General features: G+C 60.1%; 12 protein-coding genes. 5 read left to right on the forward strand and 7 right to left on the reverse strand.

Features of this window, described 5'->3' with window-relative positions:
• Positions 1 to 85: 85 nt before the first annotated feature.
• Entirely contained in the window at positions 86 to 667 is a 582-nt protein-coding gene (locus PG881_RS10870) for a Maf family protein (RefSeq protein ID WP_270799889.1), read from the forward strand.
• A 77-nt stretch (positions 668 to 744) separates the two neighbouring features.
• Here PG881_RS10870 and PG881_RS10875 read toward each other — a convergent pair whose 3' ends face one another.
• Entirely contained in the window at positions 745 to 1,392 is a 648-nt protein-coding gene (locus tag PG881_RS10875) for an HAD family hydrolase (RefSeq protein ID WP_270799891.1), read from the reverse strand.
• Positions 1,392 to 2,336, reverse strand: a complete 945-nt coding sequence (gene rluC, locus PG881_RS10880; RefSeq protein WP_201886112.1) for a 23S rRNA pseudouridine(955/2504/2580) synthase RluC — start codon at positions 2,334 to 2,336, stop codon at positions 1,392 to 1,394. The genes PG881_RS10875 and rluC overlap by 1 nt, the downstream gene beginning before the upstream one ends.
• Before the next feature lie 411 nt (positions 2,337 to 2,747).
• On the opposite strand from rluC, the gene rne reads away from it, so the two are divergent.
• On the forward strand, positions 2,748 to 5,891 hold the full coding sequence (rne, locus tag PG881_RS10885) for a ribonuclease E (protein WP_270799896.1): 3,144 nt from the start codon (positions 2,748 to 2,750) through the stop codon (positions 5,889 to 5,891).
• Between the two features lie 831 nt (positions 5,892 to 6,722).
• Here the strand turns inward: rne and PG881_RS10890 are convergent.
• The 4 genes from PG881_RS10890 to apbC all read right to left on the reverse strand — a co-directional run bounded on the left by PG881_RS10890 (position 6,723) and on the right by apbC (position 11,081).
• Positions 6,723 to 8,192 (reverse strand): inorganic phosphate transporter, encoded by a 1,470-nt coding sequence (locus PG881_RS10890; RefSeq protein ID WP_270799899.1) that lies wholly within the window; start codon positions 8,190 to 8,192, stop codon positions 6,723 to 6,725.
• A gap of 407 nt (positions 8,193 to 8,599) precedes the next feature.
• Entirely contained in the window at positions 8,600 to 9,181 is a 582-nt protein-coding gene (gene dcd, locus PG881_RS10895) for a dCTP deaminase (protein WP_011706092.1), read from the reverse strand.
• Positions 9,182 to 9,244: 63 nt separating this feature from the next.
• Complete coding sequence (udk, locus tag PG881_RS10900; RefSeq protein ID WP_011706091.1) at positions 9,245 to 9,889, reverse strand: uridine kinase; 645 nt, start codon at positions 9,887 to 9,889, stop codon at positions 9,245 to 9,247.
• A 109-nt stretch (positions 9,890 to 9,998) separates the two neighbouring features.
• Positions 9,999 to 11,081, reverse strand: coding sequence for an iron-sulfur cluster carrier protein ApbC (apbC, locus tag PG881_RS10905; protein ID WP_270799901.1), 1,083 nt, complete (start codon positions 11,079 to 11,081; stop codon positions 9,999 to 10,001).
• A gap of 186 nt (positions 11,082 to 11,267) precedes the next feature.
• Between apbC and metG the strand changes: the two genes are divergently transcribed.
• Together metG and PG881_RS10915 are read left to right on the forward strand one after the other, a co-directional pair.
• Positions 11,268 to 13,301, forward strand: a complete 2,034-nt coding sequence (gene metG / locus PG881_RS10910; RefSeq protein ID WP_270799903.1) for a methionine--tRNA ligase — start codon at positions 11,268 to 11,270, stop codon at positions 13,299 to 13,301.
• 205 nt (positions 13,302 to 13,506) lie between these two features.
• Positions 13,507 to 14,133: a glutathione S-transferase family protein gene (locus PG881_RS10915; protein WP_270799905.1), complete on the forward strand. Its 627-nt coding sequence runs from the start codon at positions 13,507 to 13,509 to the stop codon at positions 14,131 to 14,133.
• 93 nt (positions 14,134 to 14,226) lie between these two features.
• On the opposite strand, the gene PG881_RS10920 is transcribed toward PG881_RS10915, so the two are convergent.
• Positions 14,227 to 14,499: an acylphosphatase gene (locus PG881_RS10920; RefSeq protein ID WP_016350729.1), complete on the reverse strand. Its 273-nt coding sequence runs from the start codon at positions 14,497 to 14,499 to the stop codon at positions 14,227 to 14,229.
• A gap of 85 nt (positions 14,500 to 14,584) precedes the next feature.
• On the opposite strand from PG881_RS10920, the gene PG881_RS10925 reads away from it, so the two are divergent.
• Positions 14,585 to 16,015: a methyl-accepting chemotaxis protein gene (locus tag PG881_RS10925; RefSeq protein ID WP_270799907.1), complete on the forward strand. Its 1,431-nt coding sequence runs from the start codon at positions 14,585 to 14,587 to the stop codon at positions 16,013 to 16,015.
• Positions 16,016 to 16,095: the final 80 nt, after the last annotated feature.

Consider the following 16,095-nt stretch of genomic DNA (forward strand, 5'->3'; position numbering starts at 1 on the left):
GAGAGTAGCGGCGACATTTGCCCTCGCCGCACGGGGGCGATACCATCCACGTCTGCCCGTTTCTGAACCTGGATACCTGATTGCCATGTCGCGTCCCCTGATCCTCGCCTCCACCTCCCGTTACCGCAAAGCCCTGCTGGAAAAGCTGGGCCTCCCCTTTGAGTGCGCCGCGCCGAATGTCAATGAATCCGTGCTGCCCGGGGAGGATGCACAGACGCTGGTGGCTCGCCTTGCCCATGCCAAGGCCCGTGCCATTGCCGACCAGCATGATCAGGGGCTGATCATCGGCTCGGATCAGATGTGCGTCTGTGATGGCCGGATCCTGGGCAAGCCGGGAACGGTCGAGCGAGCGGTGGCCCAGCTGATGGCGGCCCAGGGACGCAGCGTCACCTTTTATACCGGCCTGTGCGTGCTGGACGCCGCGTCTGGCCGCGCCGAACAGCTGATAGAACCCTTCACCGTTCACTTTCGCCAGCTGGATGAGGCGGCCATCCGCCGCTATGTAGAAGCTGAACAGCCCCTCGACTGTGCCGGCAGCTTCAAGTGTGAAGGCATGGGGATCGTGCTGTTCAAGGCCTTGGAAGGGCGCGATCCCAATGCGCTGATCGGCCTGCCGCTGATCGGCCTGATCGAGCTGCTGGCCCGCCACGGTATCGCCCTGCCCTGATGGGAGCGGTATGCCAGCCATGAAAAACGGGAGCCAAGGCTCCCGTTTTTCGTTTATTCATCGGTTATATTGCAAGGCTAATCCAACAACCGCTGGAGCTCCGCCATGGTATCGACCACCGCCAGCGGATGGTGGGTCAGCAAGCGGGTACGGTCGTGCACGCCCCAGCTCACTCCGATCCGCGGCATGGCCAGCGCCTCGGCCATCGCCATGTCGTGGATGGAATCACCGATCATCACCGCCTGGTGCGGGGCAATGCCCAGCTCATCCAGAATTTGCGTCAGCATCAGGGGATCAGGCTTGGAGTTGGCCTCGTCCGCCCCGCGCGTGGCGGCAAAGAGCGGCCGCAACCCGGTTTCATCCAGTACCCTGTCCAATCCACGCCGGGACTTGCCAGTGGCGACCGCCAGGGCCACCCCTTGTGCATGCCAATGCTGCAACAGCTCCCTCGCCCCGGCAAACAACGGACTGGGTGTGCTGTCATGGATGTAATGGTGGCGATAGCGGGCGATCAGGGCGTTGGCTCGCTCACCCCCCTGCTCCAGGGAAAACAGCCGGGGGATACCGACCTCCAGACTGAGACCGATGATCTGGTGCGTCTCGACGGCGGTGGGCACGGGCTCACCACAATCACCCGCCGCGTGCGCCACACAGGCAACAATCCGGCCCACCGAGTCCATCAGGGTACCGTCCCAGTCGAAGATGGCGAGCCGGATGGTCTGCATCAGCGGGCCAACTTGTTCAGAAAGTCGTCGAGTTCGGGGGCCAGCGGTGCTTCCACCTGCATCTCGCGGCCATCGGCCGGATGAATGAAGCTCAGCTTCCAGGCATGCAAAAACAGTCGTTTCAGCCCCTGGCTGCGCATTTTATCGTCAAATACGGCTTCTCCATACTTGTCATCACAGGCGATGGGGTGACCCGCATGCTGGGTATGCACCCGGATCTGGTGAGTACGACCGGTGATTGGGCTGCACTCCACCAGGGTGGCCTCGGCAAACTGACGGGCAATCCGGAAACGCGTCTCGGAAGGCTTGCCATCGCTGCTGACCCGCACTACCCGCTCGCCGGATTGCAGGTCATTTTTGCGCAGCGGCGCATTGACCACTTTGACGTGAGGCTGCCACTGGCCACGCACCAGCGCCAGGTACTGCTTGCGCATGGTCTTGACCCGCAGCTGCTCATGCAGGCTGCGCAGGGCGCTGCGCTTCTTGGCAACCAGCAGTACGCCGGAGGTGTCGCGATCGAGCCGATGCACCAGTTCGAGGAAACGGGCTTCCGGACGCAGGGCGCGCAGCCCTTCAATCACGCCAAAGCTCAGGCCGCTGCCGCCGTGTACCGCCATGCCGGACGGCTTGTTCAGCACGATCATGGCATCATCTTCAAACAGGATCTGGCTCTCCAGACGCTGGATGCTGCCAAGATTGGCCGAGGGCAGTTCGTTCTTTTCGGCAACCCGCACGGGGGGGACCCGTACCTCGTCGCCAGTGCAGAGTTTGTATTCCGGTTTGATGCGCTTTTTGTTGACGCGCACTTCCCCTTTGCGAAGGATGCGATAGATCAGGCTCTTGGGGACGCCCTTTAGCTGAGTCTTGAGAAAATTGTCGATGCGCTGCCCTTCATGCTCAGCTTCGATGGTGAGCAGCTGCACTTGTTGATGTATCTGTGTCATGGCGCGGATTTTAACACTGCCGGCGGCCCTTGGCTGCATGCTTTGTTGAAAAATGGCGCCTTGCTATAAAAGTGGTTTAAATGGGATAATAAACAAGGTTTTGTCATTGTGTTCAAGCCTTGTACTAAGTGGCCAAAATTTATGCCACCCAATCCCGAAACACCGTGTATACAAGAACATGACGGTTCCCGGGTGCGAGGTACAGCGCATGGAGAACGCAAACAGAACCGCTAATTTGTCTCCACACCGGTATCCTTTTCATGCCTTCTCGAGAAGGCTGGACCAGAGTGCCCTTAGTTTGCGCCTCATGCATACCCCAACCGGGAGGTTGCCCCAGTATGCTGAAGACCCGAGGCCGGCGCCGGCAGGATCCTGTGGAGGAAATCAAAATGACAAAATAACGAGAACTCAATGAAAAGAATGCTAATCAACGCGACTCAGGAAGAAGAGTTGCGCGTAGCGCTGGTTGACGGACAACAGCTCTACGATCTGGATATTGAAAGTCCGGGACACGAGCAGAAAAAAGCGAACATTTACAAGGGCAAAATCACCCGCGTAGAACCCAGTCTTGAAGCTGCTTTTGTCGACTATGGCGCCGAGCGCCACGGTTTCCTGCCGTTAAAGGAAATCGCCCGCAATTACTTCCCCTCCGGTTACTCCTATCAGGGTCGTCCCAACATCAAAGAAGTGGTCCGCGAAGGCCAGGAAGTGATCGTCCAGATCGATAAGGAAGAGCGTGGCACCAAGGGTGCAGCCCTCACCACCTTCATCAGTCTGGCCGGCAGCTACCTGGTACTGATGCCGAACAATCCTCGCGCCGGTGGTATCTCCCGCCGTATCGAAGGTGATGAACGGACTGAACTGAAAGAAGCCCTGAGCGGCCTGACCGTGCCGGACGGCATGGGCCTCATCGTGCGTACCGCCGGTGTGGGCAAATCCCCGGAAGAGCTGGAATGGGATCTGAACGTTCTGCTCAACCACTGGGATTCCATCCACAAGGCGTCACAGAGCCGCTCTGCACCGGTGCTGATCCATCAGGAAAGCAACGTCATCGTGCGCGCCATCCGTGACTACCTGCGTCGCGATGTCGGCGAGATCCTTATCGACAACCCGGTCATCTTCGAGCGTGCCAAGGCGCATATCGAGCTGGTTCGTCCCGATTTCCTCAATCGCGTGAAGCTGTACAAGGGTGAAGTTGCCCTGTTCAACCACTTCCAGATCGAGAGCCAGATCGAGTCGGCCTTCCAGCGTGAAGTGCGTCTGCCCTCCGGCGGCAGCATCGTCATCGATCCGACCGAAGCACTGACCTCCATCGATATCAACTCCTCCCGCGCCACCAAGGGCGGCGATATCGAAGAGACGGCGCTGCAAACCAACCTGGAAGCGGCCGACGAAATTGCCCGTCAATTGCGTCTGCGCGACTTGGGTGGCCTGATCGTCATCGACTTCATTGACATGACCCCGGTTCGTCATCAGCGCGAAGTGGAAAACCGTCTGCGTGAAGCGGTGCATCAGGACCGTGCCCGCATCCAGCTGGGCCGGATCTCCCGTTTCGGTCTGCTGGAGATGTCTCGCCAGCGTCTGCGCCCCTCCCTCAACGAGTCCAGCAGCCATATCTGCCCTCGTTGCCAGGGTCAGGGTGTGATCCGTGACAACGAATCACTGGCGCTGTCCATTCTGCGTCTCATCGAAGAAGAGGCCATGAAGGACAACACCGAGCAGGTTCACGGTCAGGTGCCGGTGGATGTTGCCGCCTATCTGCTCAACGAGAAGCGTGCCTCCATCGCCAGCCTGGAACAGCGCAATGATGTGCGTGTCTACATCATTCCAAACCAGCATCTGGAAACCCCGCACTACGAAGTGACCCGCATCCGTCAGAACGAGATCCCGGAAGCGGCCAGCTACGAGCTGAAAACCGAGATTGCCAAGCCGGTCTACCAGCCGAAACAGGCTCAGGTGATCGAGCGCGAACAACCGCTGCTGCAAGGTTTTGTCCAGGCGCCCCAGCCGGCTCCCGCCGCACCGGCCCCGGTCGTGGCTCCCGCCGCACCAGCCGCCCCCGAAGCCGGTCTGTTTGGCAAACTGTTCAAGGCCATCTCCGGCTTGTTCGGTTCCGACACCGCCCCTGCCGACGTGAAGGCCCCTGCCGACAAACCGGCAGCCCAGCGCGAAGCACGCAAGGATGAGGGGCATCGTCATCAACGCGATGAAACCCGCAGCCGTGGTCAGCGTGGTCGTCGTGATGACAACCGTGGTAACCGCAGCCCTGCCGATACCGCAGAGAAGCGGGAAGCGGGTGCCAACCGTGAAGGTGGTGAAAGCCGCAACCGTCGTCCCCGCAAAGAGCGTGAGCCGCGTCAGGAGCGTGAAGCCCGTGGCGAAGTGCGTGAACAGCGCATGGAACGTGAACCTCGCGAGACTCGTGAGCCGCGTCAGGAACGCGAACCCCGCGCACCGCGCCCTGCTCGTGAGCCCCGTGCTCCGCGTGAACCTCGTGCCGAAGTGGTCGTTGAAGCGGTAGAAACCGTCGATACCACCACCATGGTCAACGACGAGCCGCGTCTGGAAAAAGAGCAGAAAGTGGCTGAGCGCCGCGAACGCCGTCAACTGCGCAAGCAGATCCGGGTCGATGCCCCGGCCAGCGACGTTGCCGCCCTGCCCGCCGATGCTCCGGTTGTTGCCGAAGAGGCCTCCGATGCAGTAGAGCAGCACGATGAGCAGGCCGAAGGCCAGCGTCGTTCCCGCCGTACGCCGCGCAATCAGCGTATCGAAGGCCAGCGTCGCAAGCGCATCAATGAAGATGCCCGCAGCCAGCGTGAAGATGAAGAGCAGTCTGCCGAAGGCGCTACCCCTACCCTGACTGCAGCTGCCCAGGCAGATGCCGCCCAAGTGAAAGTGGAAGAACCGGCAGTTCCTGTCATCACCATTCCCAGTGCTGAAGCGGTTGCCGCCGCCCTGCAGGCCTCTGCTGCGCTGACCGAGCATGTCGTGCCTGAAGCCGTTGTGGCCGAGGCTCACGAGCAGGCTGAAGTCGTGGCTGCAGAGCCAGTGGTAACCGAAGCGGTAGTTGCTGAAGAAGCCCAGGTAGCGGTTGTCAACGAGCCAGTGGTTGCAGAAGTTGCTGCCCCGGTCGCAGTGGAAGCCATTGCTGTCGAGGCTCCGGCCATCGAGACTGCCGTGGTTGAAGCTGCACCTGCTGCACCTGCTGCACCGGCAGTTGAAGAAGTGGCTCCGGTAGTGGTTGTAGCCGAGGTTGCCCCTCTGGTAGTTGAACAGCCAGCTCCGGTCGCTGAGCCTGTCATCGCTGACGAGGCTCCGGTAGCCACTGCCGTAGCAGCCCCTGTGGCCAAGCAAGTCAAACGTGGTGGTGGCCTGCTGGCCGGTGCCCGCAAGGCCTCTGCGCCGATGGCCACACCGGCTGCGGCCCCTGCCCTGCCAGTACGTGAGCCGGTTGCTCATGCTCCGCTGGTTCGCAGCGAAGTGGCAAGCTCAGGTCGCCATGGCGGCAGTACCGCTGCCGTCAACGTTGCAACCAGCCCGGCCGGTCGTCCTTGATGACTCGCTAGTCTGACAAAATGAGCCACACATTGTGTGGCTCTTTTTTTATGTGCGGCATAGCACCGTCAGCTCGTCTCGATTACCCGTCCCTTTACTGCGCCACGACCTCTACCTACCTATTAGCACTTAGTACCCCAAGTCTTCCTCATCATATTGAATAACCACAGCCATTGGCTCGCTGCGGCTCAATCCACACTCCTTGTTTTGTCTTCCTGCTGCCGCGACTGCATGGCTCCTGGTTTAGGCTGGCTGGATAAGATAAGAGCCGGCACAGATACAAATATCGCGTAGTGTGTATACATCCTTGACGACATTGATGCGCATGGACTGCATGGCCAAGCCTGCCATCCATCTCGAAATCGGTTTGAAGTGCGCATGCCTCTGTCAACCGGCATCGGTTGACCATTCAACCTTCCATCCTCTCGGCAACTTAGGCGTACCGCCAAGCGGCGTAGGCAAAGACCCCTCTTCCACAGCCGTCAACACAGCTAATCCCATCTGCTAATTTAGGCCGTCATGTGCCATGAGATAGCAGGCGCCGACCTTCGCCGAGCAGCTCCATGGCTCTCGCTGCACCCTAGCAGGGGCAGAACCGCAAAAGACGTCCACTCTGCCAACCCTCCGATCTTGAATGCCTGTTGATGGGTGGGGATGAGCTTAGTGGGTGAGAGAACTAATTGATTGAATGGAATAATTAGTTTGATGGCATATAAAAGATGGTCAGGCTGGAAACCCGGCGGGTAGGAACCTGACATCACACACACGTTTTTGAGGCCATGAAAAAAGGGCCGCAAGGGCCCTTTCTCAACACGCTTTTGGTATCTGCAATCAGCTGAACAGATGATGGCTGATCAGGAACAGACCACCAGAGAGCAGCATGGTCAGCGGCAGGGTCAGCACCCAGGCCATCAGGATGGTCTTGATGGTCTGGCTCTGCAGGCCCGACTTGTTGGCCACCATGGTCCCCGCTACCGCAGAGGAGAGGATGTGGGTGGTCGATACCGGCATCCCGGTCAAGCTGGCCACCCCGATGGAGGCGGCAGCGGTGATCTGGGCGGCAATCCCCTGGCTGTAGGTCATGCCGGAGGAGCCAATCTTCTCGCCTACGGTGTAGACGATACGACGCCAGCCCACCATGGTGCCACAGCCCAGCGCCAGCGCGATGGAGACGATGACCCAGGTCGGTGCATATTCGGCAGTGGCCGTCAGATCCTTGCGCCATTTGGCAAGGTCCGTCAGCTCTTTGGCCGGCAGCGGCAGCTTGGACACCTTGCGAGCGGTATCGTCGATGCACAACAGCAGACGGCGCACTTCACGGCGATCGGTCAGGTCCATCTCTTCATAGGTCCGCACCTGGGCAAGACGATTGTCCAGCGTGGCCATGGCCTGCAGGGCACCATCGGCAGCACAGTGGGTCATCAACTCTTCCTGGGCCTGGGCAGGCACACTGAAGTTCACTACCTTGGAAACCTGCTCATGGTTGCGCTGATAGATCTCCATGATGCGCTGATTGGCATCCTGGGTGCGATCCAGGTCATAGGAACGGCTGTTCATGTCCAGTGCGAAATAGGCAGGAGCCATGCAGATCAGCACCAACATCACCAGACCAATGCCCTTCTGGCCATCGTTGGAACCGTGCACAAAGCTCACCCCCATGGCGGAGCAGATGAGGGTCACCCGCGCCCAGAACGGCGGATGCTTCTTGCCATCCACCAGCAGACGCTCTTCCGGGGTCTTGTGGATCTTGCTGCCCTGCCAGACACGTTTCATGGCAAACAGCAGCAGCGCAGCGATGATGAAACCGACGGTGGGAGAGATGATGAGGGAAAGCATGATGTCGATGGCTTTCGCGACGTTGATGCCTTCCTGCAGCGGTTGATGGCTGATCCAGGCATAGGCGCCGCCTACCCCCAGAATGGAACCGATCAGCGTGTGTGAGCTGGACGCCGGGATCCCGAAGAACCAGGTACCCAGATTCCACACGATGGCGGAAAATAGCAGGGAGAACACCATGATCAGACCCTGAGTGGAGTCCATCCCCAGCAGCAGATCGATGGGCAGCAGGTGGACAATGGCATAAGCCACGCCCAGACCACCCATCATGACCCCGGCAAAGTTGAACAGACCGGAGGCCACTACTGCCATGTGTGCCGGCATCGCCTTGGTATAGATAACCGTTGCTACCGCGTTGGCGGTATCGTGAAAGCCGTTGATGAATTCATAGGCCAACACAAAAAAAACGGCCAATACCAAACCGATTGACCACCACAAACCCAAACCACTAAACATTTCAAACATAAAAAACGAACCTGTTTATGAGTTGCGGCGGATTATGCCAGAAGGCTGGTAACGCCATACCCGTTGTTGAAATATTTCAGTAAGAAAAAAAAAGAGCATTCCGCCAGTAAATAGCTTAAAGCCAGTCAGCATGCGGCTTATCACAGATTAATTAAACAGACCTTGCCTGACAAAAACAGTCCCCAAACGGGAACAATTCATCATCAGTATGCCGCAGAGATCACTCTCACCGACCTCGGCTCCGTCAATTTTCGACCGACCGTATCGCCCTGTTTGTACAAATGGCAGGCAAGATCACTCCCTCGCCCTGCCCTCTTTGCCACATCCACCTGCCCAAGCGAATGGAGAAGGGCGCCAGCGGCGCCCTCTTTTAACACATTGCCGACGGCTCGACTGTCGATCCGATCTCAGTCCTGATTGATGCGACTGGCAACCGCACCCTGCTGGCTCTTGTACTTGGCGTTTTCCCGTTTGTTATAGGGACGCGCCGCCACACCTGAGAGCATCTCGAAGTTCAGCGCACCGATCTTCATCTTGGGGCGCAACGCCAGCGGCAGCTTGCCGCCGTTGTAGAACTCCAGCACGATGCGACCGGACCAGCCCGGATCGATGCGGTGCGCGGTCACGTGCACCATCAACCCGAGGCGGGCCAAGGACGAGCGGCCATCCAGCCAGCCCACGATGTCGGCCGGCAGGGTGACCGATTCGTAGGTCACCGCCAGGGCCAGCTGACCCGGGTGCAGATAGAAGGCTTCGCCATCCGGCACATGGATTTCATCGCTCATCACCCGATCGATGGCGTCGGCCATTTCGCTGCTGGGGCCGCTCAGATCGATATAGGGGGCGGTGTGATCGCGAAACACCCGAAACTCGTTGCCCAGCAGCACGTCGACGCTGACGCCGCTGATCCGTTCAATACCGGGTCTGGGCTCAATGACGATCTTGCCTTCATCTAGATGACGTTCGATATCGGTATCACAAAGACGCATTGGGCGACTCTCCTGACAAATTGTTCATTTAAAAAAGCCGGGCATCACCCGGCTTGATATCTCTCAACCAATCAACATGTGGCGGATACGCGCCTTGAGCATGTCGATGGCGATGCGGTTCTTGCCGCCACGGGGGACGATCACGTCCGCGTACTGCTTGGAAGGCTCGATAAACTGCAGGAACATGGGGCGTACCGTCTTCTGGTACTGCTTGAGCACCGAATCCATGGTCCGGCCACGTTCCTGCACGTCACGCACCAGACGGCGCAGCAGGCAGATGTCGAGCGGCGTATCCATGAAGATGGAGGCATCCATCAGATCCCGCAAGCGGCTGTCGGTGAGCAGCAGGATCCCTTCCAGAATGATCACCCGGCGCGGTGCGAACGGGGTCACTTCACTCATGCGGGTATGTTCGGTATAGGAGTATTGGGGAATATTGACCGCATCACCTTGCACCAGCTGGCTCAGGTGCTGGACCAGCAGGTCGTGATCCAGCGCGTTGGGGTGGTCATAGTTGGTTTTGACCCGCTCTTCCATGGTCAGGTGGGTCTGATCGCGGTAGTAGCAATCTTCGGTGATCACGCCAATCTGACCGGCTCCCAGCTCGGCCACCAGCTCTTCATAGATGGTTTGGGCTATAAGACTCTTGCCGGAAGCGGATGCACCAGCAATACCGATGATCACACACGAATGTTGAGTATCAGACATTGAAAATACCTAAAGAGAAGAGCAGTGGGGATGGTTTAAACCGATCCATTATATAAAAAAGGGTGAGCCATGCCCACCCTCAAATCCACCCCAGGCGGTCGACCGCCGATTATTCATCCAGCGCCATGGCATAGAGGGGGGTCGCAATCGGTTTACCGCTGAAATAGAGTTCAGCCCCCACCCGACGGGCCAGTTTCAGATAGGCCTCTGCCAGCTCCCCGGTCGGGGCGCCAAACACGGTCGGACAGCCATCGTCCATGTGCTGGCGGATGTCGATATGCAGCGGCAGCTGGCCAAGCAGCGCTACCTGATACTGTTCCGCCATCTTCTGGCCACCACCGGTACCGAACAGCGGCTCATGATGACCACAGGCGCTGCAGACGTGGTAACTCATGTTTTCGATGATGCCGAGCACCGGTACGCTGACCTTGTTGAACATGGCCAGTCCCTTGCGGGCATCCGCCAACGCCACGTCCTGCGGCGTGGTGACGATCACCGCCGCCGTGGTCGGCACCTGCTGGGCCAGGGTCAGCTGGATGTCGCCGGTACCCGGTGGCATGTCCACCACCAGATAGTCCACTTCACCCCAGCGGGTCTCGTGGAGGATCTGGGCCAGCGCCTTGCTCGCCATAGGGCCACGCCAGATGGTGGCATCCTGCTCGGCCACCAGATAGCCGATGCTGTTGCTCTTGAGGCCGCAGGCCATCACCGGCTCCATCAGCTTACCGTCAAGGCTGACGGGGCGCTCCTTCAAGGTCCCGGTCATGGTCGGAATGGAGGGGCCATAGATGTCGGCATCCAGAATGGCGACCCGCGCTCCCTCTTTTTGCAGCGCCAGCGCCAGGTTGACCGCGGTGGTGGACTTGCCCACCCCGCCCTTGCCGGAGGCGACCACGATGATGTTGCGAATGCCCTGCACCGCCGCCAGCCCTTGCGCTCGCGGCAGGCTGGCGACCTCGATTTCGCCCACCCAGTCGATACGGGTGGCCCCGCTGGCGCTGCGCAGACGAGCATCGAACTCCTGCTTGATCTGCTCAAACAGGGAGTGGCCTGCAAAGGGCAGCACCAGCTTGATGGTCAGCGTCGAGCCCTGTTTGTCGATGCTGCGCACGAAGCCGGCAGCCACCAGATCCTTGCCCCAGCCAGTTGGCTTAAATTCGGCGAGGATCTGTTTTACTGAATCAATCACCATTAACTCCTCATTATCTTGTCTTTATCTTGAGGTGAACGGTTACCGCACACAAATCAGTGGCTTGCCTGCTGGTCGACCAGCGTGTGCCGGCAGGGCGGACGAGCCACAACCCTAGGCAGGCTACCCCCAATTCGGGTAACATGCACGGCACTCTATCATCCCAACAAGCACATCAAGAACGACTATATGGCAACTGATCCTCGTACAATGCTGGTAACCTGCGCCCTTCCCTATGCCAATGGCTCCATCCATCTTGGCCACATGCTGGAACACATCCAGGCCGATATCTGGGTTCGTTATCAGCGAATGCGCGGTCACCAGGTGCACTTTGTCTGTGCCGACGATGCCCACGGCACCCCGATCATGCTCAAGGCCCAACAGCTGGGGATCACCCCGGAAGAGATGATCGCGGCCGTCTCCAAGGAGCACCAGGCCGACTTCGCCGGGTTCAACATCAGTTTTGACAACTATCACTCCACCCACAGCGACGAGAACCGCGAGCTGGCGGAGCTGATCTACGGCCGTCTGCAAGCCGGCGGCAAGATCAAGAGCCGCACCATCTCCCAGCTGTTCGATCCGGAACAGTCCATGTTCCTGCCGGACCGCTTCGTCAAAGGCACCTGCCCCAAGTGCAAGTCCCCGGAGCAGTATGGCGACAACTGTGACAGCTGCGGCGCGACCTACAGCCCGACCGAGCTGATTGATCCGAAATCCGCCGTCTCCGGCGCCACCCCGGTGATGAAGGACTCCGAGCACTTCTTCTTCGACCTGCCGCAGTTTGAAAAATGGCTGGCAGAGTGGGTGCGCGGCTCCGGTGCCATTCAGGAAGAGATGGCCAACAAGATGCAGGAGTGGTTCGAGAGCGGCCTGCAGCAGTGGGACATCACCCGTGACGCCCCCTACTTCGGGTTCGAAATTCCCGGCGCCCCGGGCAAGTACTTCTACGTCTGGCTGGATGCCCCCATCGGTTACATGGCGTCGTTCAAGAACCTGTGCAACAAGCGCGGCGACATCGATTTCGACAGCTACTGGAAAGCGGACTCCGAAGCCGAGCTCTATCACTTCATCGGCAAGGACATCGCCTACTTCCACTGCCTGTTCTGGCCGTCCATGCTGGAAGGCGCGGGTTTCCGCAAGCCGACCAAGGTCAACGTGCACGGCTACGTGACCGTCAACGGCGCCAAGATGTCCAAGTCCAAGGGCACCTTCATCAAGGCATCCACCTATCTCAATCACCTGGATCCGGAGTGCCTGCGTTACTACTACGCCGCCAAGCTCAACAGCCGCATCGACGATCTGGACTTGAACCTCTATGACTTCGTCGCCCGCGTCAACGCCGACGTGGTCAACAAGCTGGTCAACCTCGCTTCCCGCAACGCCGGTTTCATCGCCAAGCGTTTCGACGGCAAGCTGGCCGCCACCTGCGCCGAGCCTGAGCTCTACGCCGAGTTCGCCAACGCCCGCACTGCCATTGCCGAAGCCTACGAGAGCCGCGAGTTCAGCCGCGCCATCCGCGAGATCATGGCGCTGGCCGACAAGGCCAACCGCTACGTGGATGACAAGGCTCCCTGGGTCATCGCCAAGCAGGAAGGCGCTGACGCCGAGCTGCAGGCGGTCTGCTCCGTCGGCATCAACCTGTTCCGGGTGCTGATGGCCTACCTCAAGCCGGTGATGCCGCTGCTGGCCGAGCGTGCCGAAGCCTTCCTGGGGGAAACCCTCAGCTGGGACGGTGTCGCCCAGCCGCTAACCAACCATCAACTGGCCCCGTTCAAGGCGCTGTTCTCCCGCATCGAACCGGCCAAAATCGAAGCCATGATCGACGCGTCCAAGGAAGATCTGGCCAAAGAACAGGCACCGAAAGCGAGCGGCCCACTGGTAGACGATCCCATCAGCGAGACCATCAGCTACGACGACTTCGCCAAGATTGACCTGCGCGTAGCCCTGATCAAGAAGGCCGAAGCCGTACCGGAAGCGGACAAACTGCTCAAGCTGCAGCTGGATATCGGCGGCGAGACCCGTCAGGTGTTTGCCGGCATCAAGTCCGCCTACAACCCGGAAGATCTGGAAGGCAAGCTGACCGTGATGGTGGCCAACCTGGCCCCGCGCAAGATGCGCTTTGGCATGTCCGAAGGCATGGTGCTGGCGGCAGGCCCGGGCGGCAAGGATCTCTGGATCCTGGAGCCGCAGGAAGGTGCCCAGCCCGGCATGCGCGTCAAGTAAGCACTGCCCGGTCATCAAGCAACGAGGGAGGCCTGCGGCCTCCCTTTTATTTGCCCTCTTCGCCCCCTTCCCTCTTTCCTCTCCCCACTGAACGCCCTGGGTGGTGAGCGCTTCACCCTTTCGGTGCTTGTTGCACCTGGGTAATTTGCCTAGACTGGCGATTCACTACGGGCCCATGGCCCCCTTCATCAGGCAAGGAGCAAGCATGATCACCTTATATGGCACCCCCGTCAGCCGGGCCCTGCGCGTATCCTGGTTACTGGAAGAGCTGGACGTGGCGTGGCAGTTCCAGTTTCTCGACTTCGCCAAGGGCGAGAACCGCAGCGACTGGTTTCTGACCCTCAACCCGAGCGGCAAGATGCCGGTGCTCAAGGACGGGGAGTTCGTGCTGACCGAATCCGCCGCCATCATGCAGTACCTGGCCGAGGTGTATGGCCCGAACTGGCTGCCGGCCAGAGGGACCCAGGCCTCGGCGCTACACGCCCAGTGGGTCAGTTTCATCACCTGCGAGCTGGAGCAGCCGCTGTGGACCATCGGCAAGCACCGCTTCGCCCTGCCCGAGACCCAGCGTCTGCCGGCCATCTTCCCAACCGCCAAGTGGGAGTTCGACAAGGCAGCGGCCATCGCCGAATCCTGGGTGCCCGAGCAGGGTTACCTGCTGGGTGAGCAGGTAACCATCGCCGATCTGCTGCTGGCCCATACCCTGATGTGGGCCACCCGCTTCGAGCAGACCATTCTCCCCAAGCTGGCGGCCTATCGGGATCGTCTGGCCAAACGCCCCGCTCTGCAGGCGGTGCTGGCCAAGACCCAGGCCATCGCCGATGCCGCCTAGGCCGGCTGACTCAAGAGTGCCATCGATGCAAACGGGAGCCTGTGCGGCTCCCGTTTTTCATGGCTGTTCGACGTCATTGGCATAGCAAGGCGCTCAATTGGTATGAAAGCCGCTCCCCTTGGGTGGCGGCGCCGCTTCATACTCCATCCGGGTCACCTCGGCGGTACGCGGCCCGCGCTCCAGCCAGCCCAGCATCATTTGCACGCTCTGCTCCGGCCCGCAGATGAGGATCTCCACCGAGCCATCTTCCAGGTTGTAGGCGTGGCCCCGCAGCCCCAGTTGCAGCGCCCGCTCCCGGGTGAAGTAACGAAACCCCACTCCCTGAACCAGACCCCACACTCGCACGACAAACGATTGCTCTCCCATTTCTAACACCTTCCCCTTAAGAAATTTCCCCCCAAGGCGATAATGAGCGCGACACTCTCATCCCCTTGCAGGACGCAATACCATTATGAAAGAAGTAAAGTTTCGGTGGGTTGACCGTTATCTCATTCACCTCACGATCAGCGAAAAATTTCTCATCACCTTCTGGTGCCCGCTGCTGTTCATCGCCTTTCTCAGCTGGTATCTGCTGGCAGACGGTCACCAGCAACAGATGCAGCTGCGCCTGGATCAACTCAAACAGCGGGTCGAACTCAGCGCCCAGCTATCCAGCCAGCACGCTGGTCTCACTTTGCCGGCCGAGCTCACCCTGAGCCCGACCGGCAGCACAGGGTTAACCCGGCAGGGCGACATCTATCGATACGGTGCCAGCGCCGGTCAAGCCGGGGTCATCACCGGCACCCTGGATGCCTCCCGCTACTCCATGTGGGATGGTCAGGGCACCACGCTCACCATCATCGCCGTGCTGGCTGCCCTGCTGGCCCTGGTCACCCACTACCTGATGACCTTTGTCTCCGGTGCGCTCTACTCCACCAACAAGGCATTGCAGACCGTGGCGGATGGCGATCTCACCTTCCGCCTCAACTTCTTCCCGGTGCGCGACGAATTCTCCATTCTGGCGGGCAGCATCGACAGGTTCACCGACCGCCAACACAAGATAGTGCAACTGGTGGAAGAGTCCGCCGAGGCGCTCACCCTGGCCGCCGACGAGTTTCGCGATCACGCCAGCGAGGGTGAGAGCATGGCCCGCTCCCAGCGCCAGCACATGGACTCCCTGGCCGCCGCCATGGAGCAGATGTCCGCCGCCATCCGTGAAGTGGCCCGCAACGCCAACGACACTCTGCAGCAGACCCGCCAGTCGAGCGAAGAGGCGGCCAACGGCGCCGCCCGGGTATCGCGCACCATCGCCGCCATCCGCACCCTGGCCGACGAGATCGGCAACGCCTCCGGCGCGGTGGAACGACTGACCCACAACGCCAATCGCATCAACGAAGTGGTCAACGTCATCAATGCCATCTCCCAGCAGACCAACCTGCTGGCCCTCAATGCCGCCATCGAGGCGGCCCGCGCCGGCGAGCAGGGCCGCGGCTTTGCGGTGGTGGCCGACGAGGTACGCACCCTCGCAAGCCGCACCCAGCAGGCCACGGTGGAGATCCAGCAGATGATCGAAGAGCTGCAGGCCGGCACCGGCGCGCTGAACGACATCATGGAGAAAACCGTAGGTCGCGCCGCCAGCAGCCAGGCCTTGATCAGCGAAGTGGGGCTCGACATCGACAAACTCAGCAACCACAGCGATGCGGTGCTGGAGATGAGCACCCAGATCGCCACCTCCAGCGAACAGCAGAGTTCGGTGGCCGAGGAGATCACCCGCAATCTGGATCAGGTGCGCCACGAAGCGGGCCAGGTGGAAGAGTCCGCCAGCGCCTCGGTGGCCGGCACCGCCGGCCTCAAGGCCACCGCCACCGAGCTGGCGCAGGCATTGAAAGGGCTAAAAATCTAACGTACCGCCAAACAGCAGAGGCCATCCATGGGACGGCCTCCGTTGTTTCAGCATCAATTCACAATCTGAATATCATGACT

Origin of the sequence: Aeromonas sp. QDB54 (assembly GCF_027707385.1) — a bacterium.
GTDB lineage: Bacteria > Pseudomonadota > Gammaproteobacteria > Enterobacterales > Aeromonadaceae > Aeromonas > Aeromonas hydrophila.